The sequence below is a fragment of the Streptomyces sp. NPDC031274 genome (assembly GCF_055570235.1).
Genome location: NZ_JBVIHP010000017.1, coordinates 26,700 through 42,433, shown reverse-complemented (window position 1 = coordinate 42,433; position 15,734 = coordinate 26,700). Strand labels below are relative to the sequence as shown.

Here is a 15,734-nt window from a genome sequence, read left to right as displayed (position 1 = left end):
GCCTTACTGCTTCTTGTATACCAATGGCGGTAGCGGCGAGCCCGCGGACTCAAGGAGTTTCATGTCCAGTCCCCTTCGGACGGGTGCGGGAATGACGCCCGACGAGCCGTCGGCGAGCGGGGGCGAAAGCCCCGCCGACGGCGCTTTCGAGGACACGGGCGAAGGGGGCGGAACCGTCGCCAGGCTCGGTTCCGTTTTCTGGGCCTCACTCGGCATCTCCGCCGTCTTCGTCGCCTGGGCGGTGCTCTTCACGGAGAACCTGAACACGGTCACGACCGCGTCCCTGAACTGGGTCACGGGCACCTTCGGCTGGACCTATCTGGTGGTCACACTCGCCATCCTGGTCTTCCTGGTGTTCCTGGCCTTCAGCCCCGCGGGCGACATCCGGCTCGGCAAGGACACCGATCGTCCCGAGTTCTCGACGCTGACCTGGTTCGCCATGATCCTCAGCGCGGTCATGGGCATCGGCCTCGTCTCGTACGGCGTCGCCGAACCCATCTCGCACCTCGCGGCGCCTGCCCACGGCGTCGCCGAGCCGAACACACCGGCCGCAGCGGTACGGGCCCTGCAGTACTCCTACTTCGACTGGGGCCTGCACGCCTGGGCGATCTTCGCCATCTTCGGACTCGCCATCGCGTACTCGACCCACCGAAAGGGACGCCGCGCCCTGGTCAGCCAGTTGTTCGTGCCCTTGCTCGGCGAACGCGTCAACGGGGCCGTCGGCAAGGCGATCGACGTACTCGCCGTGTTCGCGACGCTCTTCGGCACCACGACCTCGCTCGGCCTCGGCGCGCTCCAGGTCAACAACGGCCTGGGGACGTTGTTCGGGATCCCGGTCAACTCGGTGTCCCAGGTGCTCATCATCGCCGCCGTCACCGCGGTCTTCACGCTCTCGGCGGTGACCGGCGTCAGCAAGGGCATCAAGTTCCTGAGCCAGGGCAGCTCGCTGCTCGCGGTCGCCCTGTTCGTCTTCATGCTGGTGGTCGGCCCCGCCGTCTTCATCGCGAACCTGTACATCGAGTCCGTGGGCCAGTGGGCCACCGACTTCTTCCGGATGAGCCTGCAGGGCACCGCGTTCGGCGGGCTCGAATGGATGCAGGTGTGGACCTACTTCATGATGGCCTGGTGGGTCTCCTGGGGCGCCTTCGTCGGTGTCTTCCTCGCCCGCATCTCGCGGGGCCGCACCATCCGGGGCTTCATCGTCGGAGTACTTGTCGTACCCAGCGTGGTGTTCTTCACCTGGTTCACGGTCTTCGGCGGTACGGCGATCCACCTCGATCTGTTCGAGGGCGGTGACATCGCCGAGCAGACCTCGGCCGACATCAACAGCGCGTTCTTCGCGACCCTCGACCACTTCCCGCTCGCCGGGGTCACATCGGCGGTCGCGATCCTCCTGGTGGTGATGTTCTTCGTCTCCGGCGCGGACGCCAACACCTACGTACTGAGCATGATGACCTCGAACGGATCGCTCACCCCGCGCCGTTCGGTGCTCATCCTCTGGGGAGTCATCACCGGCGTCACCGCCGTCGCCCTCATGCTCGCAGGCGGCCTCGACGCCCTTCAGAACACCGTCATCGTGACGTCCTTGCCGTTCCTCGTGATCATCGCCGGCCTGGCGGTGTCCTTCTGGAAGGAACTGAGCGCCGACCGAATGGAGAAGACTGATGTCGCACGCTGAATCCCGTCGCGCACGCACGGAGAAGGTATGGGCCGCGGCCTGGGGGCAAGGGGACGTCGATGCCCTCGACGAGCTGCTGAGCCCGGCCTACCTCCGCCACGGCAACGACCCGGAGCCACAGGACCTGACCGCGTTCAAAGCCGCCGTCGTCTCCACACGCGCGGCGTTTCCGGACCTGGTCACGACCATCGACGACATCCTGATCGACGGCGACAAGGCGGCGATCCGCTGGCACAGCAGCGGAACCCATACGAACTCGTTCCTCGGGGTCCCCGCCACCACGCGGCGCGTCGACGTCAGCGGTGCCACGTTCGCCCGGTTCGAGGGGGACCAGATCGTCGAGGAGTACGTGACATGGGATCCGCGGGCCCTGCTCTCGGCCCTCGGCATCATCCGCGTGGGACAGGACTGACGAGGAACAGGACCGACGATCAAGATGACAAGGAGCACTCTCATGGCCCCGCTCGCCTCCAAGCCCGACCTCGACGTGATGAAGCAGGTCAACCGGCAGTTCGTCACCGGTGTCACGGTCGTGACCGCGATGGACGGAGAGACCCCCCGCGGGCTTGCCGTCAACGCCTTCTCGAGCATCTCGCTCGACCCCGCCACCGTGATGGTGTGCGTCCAGCGCACCTCGTCCACCCACGACTGTCTGTTCCGGGCCGGCCACCTCGCGATCAACATCCTGTCCACGGACCAACTCGACGTCGCCGCCACGTTCGCGACGAAGTCCGACGACAAGTTCAAGGATCTGGACTGGCACGGCGGCCCGTTCGGCAGCCCGCTGATCGCGCGGAGCAGCGCGCAGATGGAGGTCGAGATCCGCGAGCGGCTCCAGGCCAGCACCCACACCGTCTTCATCTGCCGTGTGGTGCACGCCGCGGTCGACGAACGTCACCCGATGGTCTACAGCGCGGGTAAGTTCTTCGACGGCGGCGCGCTCGCGCCCCTGGGATGACCGGCGGGCGGCTCGGGATACGGAGGAGGGTTCGGTGAATCGCACAATGAGCGAACCGAAGAACGGGTCGATGCAGGGCAGGGTGATCGCCGAAATGCGTCGGCGGATCATCAAGGGCGACATCGCGCCCGGCGCGCCGCTCTCGGAGCTCGCCCTCGCTGAAGAATTCGGTGTCAGTCGTACGCCGGTGCGCGAGGCTCTCAAGCAGTTGCAGACCGAGGGGCTCGTCGAAATCCGGCCTCGCGTGGGGACGTTCGTCACCACTCCGTCCCGCCGCGAGATCACCGAGCTCTTCGAGATGAAGGAGCTCCTGGAGGGCGCCGCCGTCCGCCTCCTGGCGCAGCGGGGCCGGGTCTCGGAGATCGACATGCTCGAACGGAACCTGCGCGAGGCCGATGAAGCGGTGTCGCGTGACGATCGGGAGCGATACGCGGAGCTGGTCCAGGAGTTTCACGACCTGCTCATCGCCGGTGCCGACAACAACAAGCTGGCGGCCCACTACCGGATGCTGATGAACCAGCTGGCCTACTCCCGGCTTGTGAACACCTCGCTGAGCCAGCCCGGCCGCGCCCTTCAATCGGACCGCGAACACCACCTCGTACTGGAGCTGATCCTCGAGAAGGACGGCGACAGCGCCGAGCAAGTGATGCGCGAGCACGTCAGGGCCAGTCGACGCGCGCTGCTCGCCAGGCTGCCCATCGGCGGCTCGAGTGAGGGCTTCGGCACGGCAGGGTCCTGACGCCGGGCAGCCCGGGACAGCAGCGTCCCGGTCTGGTCCTACTCCGGGGCACGTAGGACCAGACCGGGATGCATCGCGTTCTCGTCGGTCAGGACGGGATGGTTCGCGGTCAGGAGCCGCTTGCCCGCGGTGGGGTCGTTGTAGGCCCTCAGGGCGACGTCGCTGAGTGTGTCGCCCTCCTGGACGGTGACGAAACGCGGGAGAAGCCCTTCCTGCCCGGCCGCCACCTGGTCCTCCACCTCCGCGACACCTGCGACGTTCCCGAGAGCGAGCAGGATCTTCTCCTTCTGCTCCTGCAGGGCGGCATCTCCGGCGACGACGACCCTGAATCCCTCGACGCTGACCCGGAAGTGATCGCGCGTCAGACCCATGTCCTCGAGACGCCCCTTGAGCTGGGCCGCCGCCTTGTCCGGCTCGCTCGCCAGGGGGACCTCGAGCTGATGGCCCGCTTCCCTCGTGAACTCGTACCTCGCCATGTGCCCTCCATGTGTCGCGTCACGAGGTGACCCGGAGCCGTCCTCGTCGTTCGTCGTCTCCCCCACCTACCCTCTCAAGCGCCACCTCTCGCGCAAGCGACACCTCTCGCTCACGTGCCACGTGAGCTGACGAACAGGTTCTCACCGGGCGCGAACTTCATGACGGTCATCACACCGCGAACACACCGGGTTAAGGTCGCCGCGGAGGGACACATGGCGAATATGCCATCTGTGCCATCCTTCGATGATCGGTCCTCGTCCCAGCGGTTCCCCTCCCCCGCTGACGAGTCGGAACAGCTGAGGGCCACCGCCGACGCGCTGCGCGAGCAGGTGTCCGAGCTTGAGGTCCAGGCGCGTGCGCGCACCAGGATCGCCTTGGCCGAGGGTGTCCTGGTCGAACGGTATCGACTGGCGAACGCGGAGGCGGCGTTCACGCTGCTGCGCCAGTCGTCCCAGCGGGCCAACATCAAGCTGCACCAGCTGGCCGCCGCGGTGGCCCAGACACCGGGGCCGGAGCCGGGAGCCCTGGTGTGGTTCAGCGGCCGGGTCCAGCATCCGATACCCGACCTGGCCGCGCTCGAGTCCGGCACGCTCGACGCGGCCAACCAGGGCGAGGTACTCGGCGCCGCCCTGCGACGCGTCCTGTCCGTCACCGGCACGGACATGGGAAACGTGCAGCTGGTCGAGGGCGGTGTCCTGCGCATGACGAAACACACCGGTCTTTCCCGGCAGTTCACCGACTACTTCGCGTTCGTCGACGGGAACACCTCATGCGCCCGGGCCGCCTCCGCCAGTCACCAGGTCACCGTCAAAGAGGTCGCCTCGTCGGCCGGCTTCGACGACGACACGCGCCGGGTGATCCTCTCGGCCGGTAGCCGCGCCTGCCACAGCGTCCCGCTGGTCGACGACCAGGACACCGTCCACGGCGTCATCTCGTCCCATCACGCCCGCCCGCTGAACGGCTTCACCCAGAGGCAGCTCCAGGCCCTGCACACCACCAGCCGCGCCCTCGGCACCTGGATCAAGTGGCACCAGCACACCGTCCTGCGCGACGCACTGGAAGACCTTCACCAGCTCGGCCGCGCCTCCCAGCAGTAGCGACGGGGATCAGGGCTGAGCTGCATCTTCCAGCAGTTGGAGGTGGCCGACTTGCCGGAGAGCCGGTCGGCCACCACGAGATGGCGTCGCCCTGGGGCGCCGAGGCCCCCGTAGTCGGTGATGGCGACGTGCGGCGGCGGAGGCTTCGCCCAGCGGTATGCCGATGATCCCGAGGCTTCCGGCGGAGAGATCACCGCATGTCTTCTCGCGGCCCTGCACGCCGCCTCGGACGGTCTGCCCTACGGAGGACCCAAGAGGAAACCGCGTCCGTCCGGGCCTACTTGGACTCGACCCGTCCGAACGCGTCGGGGCCGGTGGTCAACGCGTCCTGCGCCTCTTGCCACGCGTTGCCGCCCAGGCCGAACTGGGTGCGGAGGTAGGCCGACGTGAGCCGTGCGAGCGCGGCGACCCGCTCGGGGTTCTCGTCCGTCGTCTCGGCGACGTCGTACCCGCTGATCCCGCCGAGTCCGTGCTCCGCGTCGAACAGGCTGAGCAGCGTCTTGGCACCGGGAGCGAGGTGGTACGGGTCGGCGTGCCAGTCCGGGCCCATGTCCGTGAAGTGCCGGGAGTCGTCCTTGTCGCCGGCGACGACCAGTGCGGGTGTGGTCATGGCGGAGAAGTCGATGGTCCGGAAGACCGGGAACTGCTCGCCCATGACGCCGGTCAGAATGTCGCCTCCCCTGCCCGGGGCGGCCAACAGCACCCCCTGCTTGATCCGGGGCTCGGTGTGATCCGCCTCCTGTCCGTCATCGGGGTCGGTGACCCGGGCGCCCAGCAGAAGAGCGGCTGTGAAGCCACCCAACGAGTGTCCGGCCACGGCGATGCTTTCGCGGTCCATGCGACCGGCGAGCTGCGGCACAGTGGACTCGATCGCGTCGAGGTGGTCGATGACGTGGGTCATATCCTCGGCGCGCGAGCGCCAGAACAGGGGCGCCCCGGGGGTGTCCGCAAGCAGGTGGCTGAGCGTCCGGGAGCTGAGGTGCGTGGGCTGGATGACGACGAAGCCGTGTTCGGCCCACAGGTTGGCGAGCGGGGCGTAACCGTGGAGCGAGGAGAGGTGGTTGGAGTGGCCGTGCCCGTGGGAGAGGAGGATGACCGGCAGGTCGGTTCCCGTCGCGGGTGCGGTGACGCGCACCCGGAGGTCGACGGGACGTCCGGGCACGGAAAGCACCACCGGGCTGAACGAGAGCACAGGGGCGGGCGAGCCGACGGTGTCGGTCACAGAAATCGATGCACTCACGATGCGTCTTTCCCTTCGTTTTTCCCTTTGAGGCCTTGGCCGCCGACCCCATGGGTCTGAGCGCGCGAGGCAGGGAGGAAGTGCCGTCTTCAGCAGGACTGAATCGGAACGTTGCTCCACTTACGATACGGAACACTGTTCCGCTTGCCAAGTGGGGCGCCGTTCCGCCTTGTCGACGGCAACGGCGAGGAGAGTGCGGTCACCCGCCGCCCGCTCGCGCTGCGCCTTCAGGGGCTCCAGGCACCGCAGCCATCCTGATATCGACGGCTGGGACGGTCGGGGCGCGGGCGGCCAGACGGTGAAATCCCCGCTGGCGAGAATCCGGGGCTTATCGGCATTTTCGCCGCTGTCGGCCCGACGGTGCCATCCATAAGCTCGTGGCATCAGCCGCCGACGAGAAGGCCATTCACATGTTCGACGAGAGCAACGGCATTGAGGTAAAAGCCAAAACCCTGCCCACAACAGTGGCCGGAGTCCGCATCCCCAACAGCGAACTGGCCCAGAAATCGGCTGCGTTCGTTCGAAGCGTGTCCTCCGAGACGCTCTTCAACCATGTCATGCGGACGTACGTTTTCAGCTCGCTGCTGTTCGATCGACGCGGCGTTCAGTACGACTCCGAACTTGCCTTCGTCGCCGCGGCCCTGCATGACCTCGGGCTGGTCAAGGCGTATCAGACCCCTGCTGAACGCTTCGAAGTCGACGGCGCCGACGCCGCACAGCGGTTCCTGCGGGAACAGGATATGTCCGCCGACCGAGTGGCGGTCGTCTGGGATGCGATCGCCCTGCACACCAATGTCGGCATCGCGACTCGGAAGAGGCCGGAGATCGCCATGATATCCGTCGGATCCGGACTGGATTTCGCCGGGAACGATCTTCAGGAAATCCCGTCCGACCTTCTCGAGGAAATACTCACCACCTTCCCCAGGGAAGGCTTCAAGCAGGACGCGCTCGACAACATGATGTCGCTGTGCCGCACAAAGCCCATGTCGGTGCTCATGCATCCCTTCGCCGAGGTCGGCCGCCGCCACATCCCCGATTTCCCGGTGCCCACCGTGGAGGATCTGCTGCTCGCCGCGCCTTTCGAGGAGTGACGGTGAGCGATGCGCCCGCCGGAGCGTCACTCCGGCGGGCGGCGGCTCAGCGCGACAGCACGGTCGTCAGCCACTGCTGGATCTCGGGAGTGACCGGGTCGGTGATGTCGGCGAACTCCTCATGCTTCTTCAGGAACTTGGCCACGTACGGGCAGACCGGCACGATCCGCAGGCCCGACGCTCGGACGTCGGTCAGTGCCTGCTGTACGAGGATCGAGGCCAGGCCCTGCCCTGCGAAGGCGTCGTCGACCTCGGTGTGGAAGAAGACGCGTTGGCCGTCGCGGTCGCGGTAAGCCGTGAGGCCCGCGGTCGTACTGTCGACCAGGATTTCGTAGCGGTGCCGGGGATCCACTCGCCGGACGGTCGGGGCGGGAGTTTGCTGGGTCATCGTGTGCCTTTCGGACGGGTCGGGTTGGAGCGCGGGGCGATGGTGGCGTGGGGAAGGGCGGGCGCGGGGATGCGGTCTCCGACATAGCCGTCGACTCGGCCGAATCGGTCGGAGGCGCTCTGCCACGCTTCTCTGGCGTCGACGATCTCTTGGTGGCTGCGGCCGACGAAGTTCCACCACATGACGATCCGCTCCTCGAACGGCACTCCGCCCAACAGGACCAACCGGGCGCGGGAGTTCGTCTCGTTCGTCAGCGTCAGCGTGTCGTGGCCCGTGCCGAGGTATCCCAGATCGGCGGCGTGCAGCGACGTTCCGGCCATGCGGACCGCCCCCTGGTCGACGAGCAGTCCGTGCTCGAAGCCGGCGTCCGTCTCCAGGGTCGTGGTCGCTCCCGGGTCGAGGAGGATTTCGGCGCCGAGCAGGGGCGTGAAGGTCGGCACCGGCGAGGTGTCACCGGCCAGGGACCCCAGGAACACGCGGATGTCCGCTCCTTCGACCCGGACCGGGGCGGGCACATGGTGCCGGAAGTCCCGGCCGGTGTCCCGGTGTTGCCCGGGGAGCGCCACCCACAGTTGGACGCCGTGGAGGATCGTGGTGCTCGGCGTGGAGACCTCCGTGTGGCTGATGCCGTGCCCGCCCGTCATCAGGTTGAGCTCTCCGGGCCGCACCATGGCGTGGCTGCCCATGCTGTCGCGGTGTTCGATCTCCCCGCTGAACAGCCAGCTCACGGTCTGCAGGCCGATGTGCGGATGCGGGGCGACGTCCATGCCGCCCGACACGGCCACGTCGTCGGGACCGTAGTGGTCGACGAAGCACCAGGCCCCGATCAGCGTCCGGGCCCGCTGCGGCAGCGTGCGCCGTACGGTCATTGCCCGCGGCCCGCCCAAGGGCACATCTCTCGCCGACAACACCTCGACGTCGCTCATCCCACGCCCCTCCTCAAAAGTGGTTCTACATTCAACAACTATGCCTGATACTAAGTCCTGGCGCTCCCGAAGCGCACAGCAGACCGGAAGACGGCAGATCGAAAGAGGGACGGCGGCGTTCCATGAAGGGGTACCAGTTGAGCGACACGGCGACCGTCCCCGCGGGCCAGCGAATCTTCCTCGACAAGCAGAGCCCGAAGGCCTACCGGGCAATGGCCGAGACGGCCAAGGAGGTCCGCGCGTCCGCCGACGAGGCCGGTCTCGACCGCGTCCTCGTGGAACTGATCAACCTCCGCGTCTCGCAGATCAACGGCTGCGCCTACTGCCTCGACCTCCATACCCGGGCGGCGCTGCGGGCGGGCGAGACCACCCGGCGCCTGGGTGTGCTGGCGGCCTGGCGTGACACCGAGTTGTTCACGGCGCGGGAACGCGCGGCCCTCGCCCTGGCCGAGGCGACCACCACACCGGCGGACAGCGCCCTGCAAGCGAGCGCCTACGACACGGCACGCGAGATCCTCACCGACGACGAGCTCTCCGCTGTCATCTGGGTGGCGATCACCATCAATGCCTTCAACCGCGTCTCCATTCTGAGCAAACACCCGGTGCGCGCGAACCCCGCACCGTGATCACGAGGACGCTCTCCCGGGCAACGCCCCATGGTCAAGAGACTGCCTCCCGTCGGCGTCCGGACGGCGGTGGGTGCTCCCCGAGTACGGCCTCTCCCCCGGAGGCGCGCTGCCCGGTGGCCTACGACCTGTCGTCCCGGTTCGCCGCGACCGACTGTGACCCGGCGAGCTCGTCGAAGAGCAGGGCGCAGTCGCCGGTCTGCCCCGTGCGGTAGGCGACGCGCGCCACCAGGTGCGCGGCGACCGGGCTCGTCAGGAGTTGGAAGAACACGACAAGGGCGAGCGTGCCCAGGTCGACCCACGAGCGCAGCCGCAGTGCGACGCCCGCGGTGAGCAGGAGGATGCCGAGCGTCTGCGGGTTGGTGGCGGCGCTGCTCCGGGCGAGGACGTCGGGCAGGCGCAGCAGGCCGATGACGCCGGTCAGGCAGACCAGGGCGCCGATGAGCAGCAGGGCCGCCCCTGCGACGTCGGCCGCGTGGTGCCAGGTGCTCACGGGCCCTCCTTGGGCTGGGTGGTGGGCAGCTTGGGGCGGTCGCGTACGGCGATGAAGCGGGCGATGCCCACGGAACTCGTGAACCCGAGGAAGGCGATCACCAGCATGATCGACAGGTAGTAGCGGGTACGGGTGGAGGCCGCCTGCACCCCGATCCCGGCCACGATCAGCGCCGCCGCGACATCGAAACCCACCGCACGGTCGAGCATGGACGGGCCGCGCCAGATACGGATCAACAGGAGTGCGCCCGCGAGCAGGATCACCGCCAGGGCGGCGTCGAGCAGGATGGCGTCCACAGAGGTCACGGCCGGGGGTCCTTTCGTGCGGGCGATGCGGGAGGTGCGGGAGGCACTGGCGGTACGGGTCCGGGGTCCACGGCGACGCGTGCGATCTCGGCGCGGGTGCCGAAGGCCCGTACGACGAGTGACTCAAGGCGCCACGCGTCGCGGCGGGTACGGCGTACCGCGTCGCCGTCGTCGGCGTCGGACATGTGCAGGTACAAGGTGGCGGTGGATCCGTTCACCTCGACCAGGGCACCGCCGGGAACGCAGGAGACGGCCACAGCGGTCGCCGCGATCATCAGGTCGGTGCGGCACCGCAGTTGGACGGCGATCACCGCGGCGGGGCGCCTGCGGCCGCCCAGCGCCTGGCGGGTCACCGTGGCGCTTGAGGCCACCATGTCGTACGCCAGATAACCGGCGAGGCGCAGGATGCCCAGCGGACGCAGGCGCAGGTCGAGTTCGACGGCGGGCAGCGGGAAGACCAGGCACAGCGCGACGGAGACGAGGATGCCGCTGACCAGATTGCCCCAGGTCGGCCCCGACCACAGCAGCATCCAGATCACCGTGAGCCAGGCGATCAGCGACAGGTCGAGGCGGCGCGGGCGGCTCTTCGATTCAGGGGAACTCACGGGCCGAGCACCGCCGCGATGTACGGGGTCCGAGCGAGGATTTCAGCGGCCGAACGGTCGGCGAGGCCCGTCAGGGGTGCGGCGAGCACGGTGTAGGAGAGGCCGAGCAGCACCGCGGCGATGGTCGCACCGACCATCACGCGCGGCACCCGAGCCGTCGTGCGGACACAGGCGGCCGCGGGGGCGACGGCCACCGCGCCGGTGCTCCGGGGTCTCTCCGCAGCGTCACTTCCGTCGCTGTCGTCGCTGTCATCGACGTCCTCCAACACGGTTCCCTCCAGAGGGAGTTGCGAGGGCGCGGCCCGCCAGAACGCCAGGTTCCACACCTTTGCCATCACGTACAGCGTCAGAAGGCTGGCGACGGCGCAGGCACCGAGCAGGACGTACGCGTCAGTGCCGCCGTCCGCCGCGCCCGCCCGCATCAGCCCCAGCTTGCCGATGAAGCCGGACAGGGGCGGGATCCCGGCGAGGTTCATGGCGGGCACGAACCACAGCGCCGCCAGCAGCGGCGCGGTGCGTGCCGCGCCTCCCAGTCGCGTCAACTCCGTCGTGCCGTAGCGCCTTTCGAGCAGTCCGGCAGCCAGGAACAGCGTCGTCTGTACGGTGATGTGGTGCGCCGTGTAGACGATGGCGCCACCGATGCCGTCCCTGCTGCCCAGCGCGATTCCGTACAGCATGAAGCCGATGTGACTGACGAGAGTGAAGGAGAGCAGCCGTTTGAGGTCGGTCTGGGCGACCGCGCCGAGGATGCCGATCAGGAGGGACGCGAACGCGACCGCCATGAACAGCAGTGAGAGCCGGTTGCCGGGGAACAGCAGGGTCTCGGAGCGCAGTATCGAGTACACGCCGACCTTGGTGAGCAGTCCGGCGAAGACGGCCGTCACCGGGGCGGGCGCGGTCGGATAGGAGTCGGGCAGCCAGGCGGCCACCGGGAAGACGGCGGCCTTGACGCCGAACACGGTGAGCAGCAGCGCCTCGATCAACCCACGTACACCCATGGGCAGTTCGGACATACGGACGGAGAGCTGCGCGAAGTTGACGGTGCCGCAGGCCGCGTAGGCCACCGCGATGCCCGCGAGGAACACCAGCGACGAGACGAGGGAGACGACGACGTACGTCGACCCTGCCCGCAGGCGCGGCTCGGTGCCGCCCACCGTGAGCAGCACGAAGCTGGCCATCAGCATGATCTCGAAGCCGACGTAGAGGTTCACGAGGTCGCCCGCGAGGAACGTGAGCGAGACGCCTGAGACAAGCACCAGGTAGGCGGGGTGGAAGACGGCGATCGGAGCGCGCTCCTCGCGGTCGACCATGTCCTGGCCCAGCGCGTAGATCAGGACGATGAGAGTGACGGCACCCGACACGGTCAGCATCAGCGCGGCGAGCCGGTCGACGACCAGGGTCACCCCGAGCGGCGGCGCGAAGTCGCCGAGGTGGACGACGAGCGGGCCGCCGCGGTCGGCCTCGACGAGCAGGACGATGTCGACGGCGAGGACGGCGGCGAGTACGCCGATGCCGATCAGGCGGTGCAGCAGGCGCAGCCGGGGCCCGATGAACATACTCAGGCCGCACGCGGTCAGCGGCAGCACGACGGGCAGCGGGACGAGGGCGTTCACCGGGGGTTGTTCTCCTGCCGTGCGGGGCTGGGCGGTCGGGGCGGGTCCGCGCCGAGGATGTCGTCCCACAGGTCGCCCGTGGCGTCCCGGGCGCGGGCCTGGAAGGCGCGGTCGGCGCGCAGCCGGTGACGCTGCTCGCGGCGTTCGTCGCGCCAGGCGCGCGGCCCCTCGTCGCGGTGCAGTTCGCGCAGCTCGGCACGCTCCTCGCGGATCTCGGCGCGCAGGACGACGCGCCGGTCCTCCACGTCGTCCGGCACGAAGTCGGAGCCGGTCAACTGGCTGCTGCGGTACACCATCGCGAGCAGGAACGCCGTGGTGGCGAGGGTGATGACGACGGCGGTCAGCGCGATGGCCTGGGGCAGCGGATCGGTGACCCGCGCGTAGGCGACACCCGGGTACAGGAGCGGCGGAGCCCCGGCCCGCCCGGTGGTGGCGAGGACAAGGAGATTGACGCCGTTGCCGCACACGATGACGCCGATGAGCACCCGGGTCAGGCTGCGGGTGTGGATGAGAACCGCGCCGACGGCGGTCAGGACGACGGCGCAGACCAGCAGGGTCAGGCTGACGGTCACCGTTCCCCCTCTCCGGCGAGCGCGAGCCCGGCCTTGGCTTCCGTCTGCTGGTCGATCTTCGATCCGAGGGCGCGGACGATGTCGAGGACCGCACCGAGGACCAGCAGATACACCCCCAGGTCGAAGAGGATGGCGGTGCCCATGTGCCAGTCCCCGATCAGCGGCAGATGCCCGTGCCACGTCCAGGCGTGCAGCACCGTCCCGTCGGCGAGCCCCAGGAGCGCGACGCCCGTCGACAGGGCCAGACCGAGCCCGGTGAAGAAGCCGGGATGCGCCGGGGCCGCGGCCGCCAACTCGTGGCGACCGCCCGCGAGGTAACGGATCATCAGGGCCACACCCGCGACGAGTCCGCCGACGAATCCGCCGCCCGGCAGGTTCTCCGCGCACAGCAGCAGATACACCGAAAGCACCAGGATCGGGTGGAAGACAAGACGGGCGATCACCTCGAAGACGACGGAGCGGTTTTCGGGCGCGAGGGTGTCACCGGCCATGAGCCAGCTGCGCTCCGGCGCGGCCTGCCGGTACTCGGGCGGCACCTGGATGGCGGGCGTCGCCAGGGACCAGGCCGTCACCCCGCCGGGCAGCGCGGGCGGCGGACGGGATGCCGGGCCCTGCCTGCGGTGCACGTACAACAGGCTCGTCACGCCCAGGACAGCGACCGCGAGGACAGCCGACTCGCCCATGGTGTCCCAGGCGCGGAAGTCGACGAGAATCGTCGCCACGACGTCCTTGAGGCCGTGGTGCGCCGTCTCCTCCGTCATGGCGGCCCCCGCCGGGACCGCCGTCCGCGCGGCTGCCGCAAGCCATAGGGCGCAGGCGACCACGACGCTGCTGCCGAGCGCGAGCAGCAGGCTGGCCACGCGGCGCCAGGACCGCAGCGACTCCCCGAAGTGCACGGGCAGCCGCCGCAGGACGAGGATCAGGACCACGGTCGAGACGGTCTCCACGCCGAACTGCGTGAGCGCCAGATCGGGTGCGCCCTGGACGACGTACAGAAGTGCCGTTCCGTACCCGGTCAGGCCCGCGAGCACGGCCGCCTTCATGCGGCGTTGCACGACCAGGCACATCAGGGCGCACGCGCTGGTCAGCGCGGCGACCGCGGCCTGCCACGGCGTGTCCCAGACGCGGGGTGCGGGGGCGCCGTGCCAGGGGCGGTCGGTGACGAGGACGGCGATGAGCCCGGCGAGCACGACGCCCAGGATGGTGGCCACGTACGCGGGCAGTGACCCCTTCTGCACCGCGCCCGTCACCTGCAGCGCTGTCCGCTCCAGACCGAGCACGATCCGTCCGAACCCCTCGTCCGCCTTCGGCCACGCGATCCGCCGCCCCAGCCCGGCCATACCGTCCCGCCCCGCGAACAGCGCGGCACCCCCCGCCCAGGCGAGCGCGGACAGACCGAGCGCGGGACCGAATCCGTGCCACAGCGCGAGGTGGTAGGGGTGCGCAGGGACGGGGTACTGCGCCGCGTACGCCTCGAAGAGAGGCGCCACCCACCCGATCCCGGGGCCGAGCACCAGCGAGCCCGCGGCGAGCAGCGCGGGCGGCGCGAGGAAGGCGGGGCCGACGCGGTGGACGGCGGTGTCGGCGACGCCCGGCTTACGGGCGAACGCGCCCCACAGGAAACGCAGTGTGTACGCGGTGGTGAGCGCGGAGCCGACCACGATCAGGGCGAGCACCCACCGCTCGGCGACACTGCCGTGCACAAGCGCCTCGAACGCGGCCTCCTTCGCCACGAACCCGAGCAGCGGCACCATCGCGATCATCGACGCGCCCGCGACGACGGCGACGACGGCCACCCATGGCGACGCCCGCCCGACACCGGACAGACGTCGCAGGTCGCGTGTCCCCGACGCGTGATCGACGATCCCGGTCACCAGGAACAGCGGCGCCTTGAACAGCGCGTGCCCGAGGATCATCGCCCCGGCCGCGAGCGCGGTGTTGTACGAGCCGTCCCCCGCGAGCACGATCAGGAAGCCGAGTTGGCTGACGGTCCCGTACGCGAGCACCAGTTTGAGGTCGTTGAGGCGCAGCGCACGCCAGCCGCCGAGGAGCATCGTCGCGGTGCCCAAGGTGAGGAGCACCGGCCGCCAGGGGGTGACGTCCGCGAACGCGGGGGCGAGCCGCGCCACCAGATACACGCCCGCCTTCACCATCGCCGCCGCGTGCAGATAGGCGCTGACGGGAGTGGGAGCGGCCATCGCGTTCGGCAGCCAGAGGCTCAGCGGCCACACCGCCGACTTGGCGAGCGCCCCGGCCAGGATCAGCACGAGCGCGACCGAGAGCGTGGCGTCGGCCGGGGGCGGCGACTCCAGGATCCGGGAGATCCGGTACGTGCCCGCCGCGTGACCCAGCATCAGGAATCCCACGAACATGGCGAGTCCGCCCACCGTGGTCACCGTCAGCGCCTGCAGCGCGGAACGGCGGCTCCCCCGCTTCTCGCTGTCGTACCCGATCAGGAGGAAGGAGAGGACGGTCGTCAGTTCCCAGAACAGATACAGGGTCATCAGGTCGTCGGCGAGGACGAGCCCCAGCATCGCTCCGGCGAAGGCGAGGAGGTTCCCGCCGAACGCCCCCAACTGGCGCGTCCCAGGATCGAAGTAGCTCACGCAGTACAGCAGTACGAGCGCCCCGATCCCGGCGGCGAGCAGCACCATCACGAGGGAGAGCGCGTCGAGCCGGAACGCCACGTCGACGTCGTACGCCTCGATCCACGACCATGCCTCGGTACGCGCTCCGCCGCCCGTCACCGTGCCCCATTGGCAGAGCGCCCAGGCGAGGGCGGCCGCGGGCGGCAGCGCAAGCACGATGAAGGCGCGCGGACCGGCACGGCGGACGAGCGGGGCGGCGCAGAGCGCCACGACGAAGTGGGCCAGGACCAAAACGGTCATGAGTCATGCATATCGGCAAGTAACCGACATATAGGGTG

At 69.1% G+C, this 15,734-nt stretch carries 18 protein-coding genes; 7 read left to right on the top strand and 11 right to left on the bottom strand.

The genetic code is table 11. From position 1 onward, the window contains the following. Positions 1-61 precede the first annotated feature (61 nt). Genes ACZ5CR_RS25750 through ACZ5CR_RS25735 form a run of 4 tightly spaced genes read left to right on the top strand, consistent with a single transcriptional unit; the run spans position 62 to position 3,375 of the window. The gene (locus ACZ5CR_RS25750) at positions 62-1,678 is read left to right on the top strand and encodes a BCCT family transporter (RefSeq protein ID WP_468861370.1); all 1,617 of its coding nucleotides are present in this window, start codon (positions 62-64) and stop codon (positions 1,676-1,678) included. Further along, positions 1,665-2,090, top strand: a complete 426-nt coding sequence (locus tag ACZ5CR_RS25745) for an ester cyclase (RefSeq protein WP_468861368.1) — start codon at positions 1,665-1,667, stop codon at positions 2,088-2,090. Before ACZ5CR_RS25750 ends, ACZ5CR_RS25745 begins: the two co-directional genes overlap by 14 nt. Before the next feature lie 42 nt (positions 2,091-2,132). Beyond that, on the top strand, positions 2,133-2,636 hold the full coding sequence (locus ACZ5CR_RS25740; RefSeq protein WP_468861366.1) for a flavin reductase family protein: 504 nt from the start codon (positions 2,133-2,135) through the stop codon (positions 2,634-2,636). Between the two features lie 34 nt (positions 2,637-2,670). Next, the gene (locus ACZ5CR_RS25735; protein WP_468861364.1) at positions 2,671-3,375 is read left to right on the top strand and encodes a GntR family transcriptional regulator; all 705 of its coding nucleotides are present in this window, start codon (positions 2,671-2,673) and stop codon (positions 3,373-3,375) included. 38 nt (positions 3,376-3,413) lie between these two features. Here the strand turns inward: ACZ5CR_RS25735 and ACZ5CR_RS25730 are convergent, their stop codons facing one another. After that, the gene (locus ACZ5CR_RS25730; protein WP_468861362.1) at positions 3,414-3,851 is read right to left on the bottom strand and encodes a BON domain-containing protein; all 438 of its coding nucleotides are present in this window, start codon (positions 3,849-3,851) and stop codon (positions 3,414-3,416) included. 222 nt (positions 3,852-4,073) lie between these two features. Between ACZ5CR_RS25730 and ACZ5CR_RS25725 the strand changes: the two genes are divergently transcribed. After that, on the top strand, positions 4,074-4,949 hold the full coding sequence (locus ACZ5CR_RS25725; RefSeq protein ID WP_468861360.1) for an ANTAR domain-containing protein: 876 nt from the start codon (positions 4,074-4,076) through the stop codon (positions 4,947-4,949). Here ACZ5CR_RS25725 and ACZ5CR_RS25720 read toward each other — a convergent pair. Further along, the gene (locus ACZ5CR_RS25720; protein WP_468861358.1) at positions 4,919-5,143 is read right to left on the bottom strand and encodes a hypothetical protein; all 225 of its coding nucleotides are present in this window, start codon (positions 5,141-5,143) and stop codon (positions 4,919-4,921) included. The genes ACZ5CR_RS25725 and ACZ5CR_RS25720 overlap by 31 nt on opposite strands. A gap of 83 nt (positions 5,144-5,226) precedes the next feature. Then, a complete protein-coding gene (locus ACZ5CR_RS25715) occupies positions 5,227-6,189 on the bottom strand; it encodes an alpha/beta hydrolase family protein (protein WP_468861357.1) in 963 nt (320 codons plus the stop codon). A 377-nt stretch (positions 6,190-6,566) separates the two neighbouring features. Here ACZ5CR_RS25715 and ACZ5CR_RS25710 point away from each other — a divergent pair, with 377 nt between their 5' ends. Then, complete coding sequence (locus ACZ5CR_RS25710; RefSeq protein ID WP_468861356.1) at positions 6,567-7,280, top strand: HD domain-containing protein; 714 nt, start codon at positions 6,567-6,569, stop codon at positions 7,278-7,280. A gap of 46 nt (positions 7,281-7,326) precedes the next feature. On the opposite strand, the gene ACZ5CR_RS25705 is transcribed toward ACZ5CR_RS25710, so the two are convergent. After that, positions 7,327-7,668, bottom strand: a complete 342-nt coding sequence (locus tag ACZ5CR_RS25705) for a GNAT family N-acetyltransferase (protein ID WP_468861354.1) — start codon at positions 7,666-7,668, stop codon at positions 7,327-7,329. Then, positions 7,665-8,594, bottom strand: coding sequence for a pirin family protein (locus ACZ5CR_RS25700; RefSeq protein WP_468861352.1), 930 nt, complete (start codon positions 8,592-8,594; stop codon positions 7,665-7,667). The genes ACZ5CR_RS25705 and ACZ5CR_RS25700 overlap by 4 nt, the downstream gene beginning before the upstream one ends. Positions 8,595-8,716: 122 nt before the next feature. On the opposite strand from ACZ5CR_RS25700, the gene ACZ5CR_RS25695 reads away from it, so the two are divergent. Then, a complete protein-coding gene (locus ACZ5CR_RS25695) occupies positions 8,717-9,220 on the top strand; it encodes a carboxymuconolactone decarboxylase family protein (protein WP_468861350.1) in 504 nt (167 codons plus the stop codon). 121 nt (positions 9,221-9,341) lie between these two features. Here the strand turns inward: ACZ5CR_RS25695 and mnhG are convergent, their stop codons facing one another. The 6 genes from mnhG to ACZ5CR_RS25665 are packed head-to-tail and all read right to left on the bottom strand — an operon-like array spanning position 9,342 to position 15,696. Next, the gene (gene mnhG / locus ACZ5CR_RS25690; RefSeq protein WP_468861348.1) at positions 9,342-9,713 is read right to left on the bottom strand and encodes a monovalent cation/H(+) antiporter subunit G; all 372 of its coding nucleotides are present in this window, start codon (positions 9,711-9,713) and stop codon (positions 9,342-9,344) included. Further along, on the bottom strand, positions 9,710-10,018 hold the full coding sequence (locus tag ACZ5CR_RS25685) for an MrpF/PhaF family protein (protein WP_453543675.1): 309 nt from the start codon (positions 10,016-10,018) through the stop codon (positions 9,710-9,712). Before ACZ5CR_RS25685 ends, mnhG begins: the two co-directional genes overlap by 4 nt. Continuing rightward, the gene (locus tag ACZ5CR_RS25680; protein ID WP_468861346.1) at positions 10,015-10,623 is read right to left on the bottom strand and encodes a Na+/H+ antiporter subunit E; all 609 of its coding nucleotides are present in this window, start codon (positions 10,621-10,623) and stop codon (positions 10,015-10,017) included. The genes ACZ5CR_RS25685 and ACZ5CR_RS25680 overlap by 4 nt, the downstream gene beginning before the upstream one ends. Then, positions 10,620-12,236 carry a Na+/H+ antiporter subunit D gene (locus ACZ5CR_RS25675; RefSeq protein ID WP_468861343.1) on the bottom strand — a complete coding sequence of 539 codons (1,617 nt, stop codon included), beginning with the start codon at positions 12,234-12,236 and terminating at the stop codon, positions 10,620-10,622. The genes ACZ5CR_RS25680 and ACZ5CR_RS25675 overlap by 4 nt, the downstream gene beginning before the upstream one ends. After that, positions 12,233-12,808, bottom strand: a complete 576-nt coding sequence (locus ACZ5CR_RS25670; RefSeq protein WP_468861341.1) for a Na(+)/H(+) antiporter subunit C — start codon at positions 12,806-12,808, stop codon at positions 12,233-12,235. The genes ACZ5CR_RS25675 and ACZ5CR_RS25670 overlap by 4 nt, the downstream gene beginning before the upstream one ends. After that, positions 12,805-15,696 (bottom strand): Na+/H+ antiporter subunit A, encoded by a 2,892-nt coding sequence (locus tag ACZ5CR_RS25665; RefSeq protein ID WP_468861339.1) that lies wholly within the window; start codon positions 15,694-15,696, stop codon positions 12,805-12,807. The genes ACZ5CR_RS25670 and ACZ5CR_RS25665 overlap by 4 nt, the downstream gene beginning before the upstream one ends. Between the last annotated feature and the right edge of the window lie 38 nt (positions 15,697-15,734).

Bases quoted from the DNA above. Each gene is read 5' to 3' on its own strand.
- ACZ5CR_RS25725 (WP_468861360.1), top strand. From the start codon at position 4,074: ATGCCATCTGTGCCATCCTTCGATGATCGGTCCTCGTCCCAGCGGTTC.
- ACZ5CR_RS25730 (WP_468861362.1), bottom strand. From the start codon at position 3,851: ATGGCGAGGTACGAGTTCACGAGGGAAGCGGGCCATCAGCTCGAGGTC.
- ACZ5CR_RS25745 (WP_468861368.1), top strand. From the start codon at position 1,665: ATGTCGCACGCTGAATCCCGTCGCGCACGCACGGAGAAGGTATGGGCC.
- ACZ5CR_RS25695 (WP_468861350.1), top strand. From the start codon at position 8,717: ATGAAGGGGTACCAGTTGAGCGACACGGCGACCGTCCCCGCGGGCCAG.
- ACZ5CR_RS25705 (WP_468861354.1), bottom strand. From the start codon at position 7,668: ATGACCCAGCAAACTCCCGCCCCGACCGTCCGGCGAGTGGATCCCCGG.
- ACZ5CR_RS25700 (WP_468861352.1), bottom strand. From the start codon at position 8,594: ATGAGCGACGTCGAGGTGTTGTCGGCGAGAGATGTGCCCTTGGGCGGG.
- ACZ5CR_RS25750 (WP_468861370.1), top strand. From the start codon at position 62: ATGTCCAGTCCCCTTCGGACGGGTGCGGGAATGACGCCCGACGAGCCG.
- ACZ5CR_RS25665 (WP_468861339.1), bottom strand. From the start codon at position 15,696: ATGACCGTTTTGGTCCTGGCCCACTTCGTCGTGGCGCTCTGCGCCGCC.
- ACZ5CR_RS25740 (WP_468861366.1), top strand. From the start codon at position 2,133: ATGGCCCCGCTCGCCTCCAAGCCCGACCTCGACGTGATGAAGCAGGTC.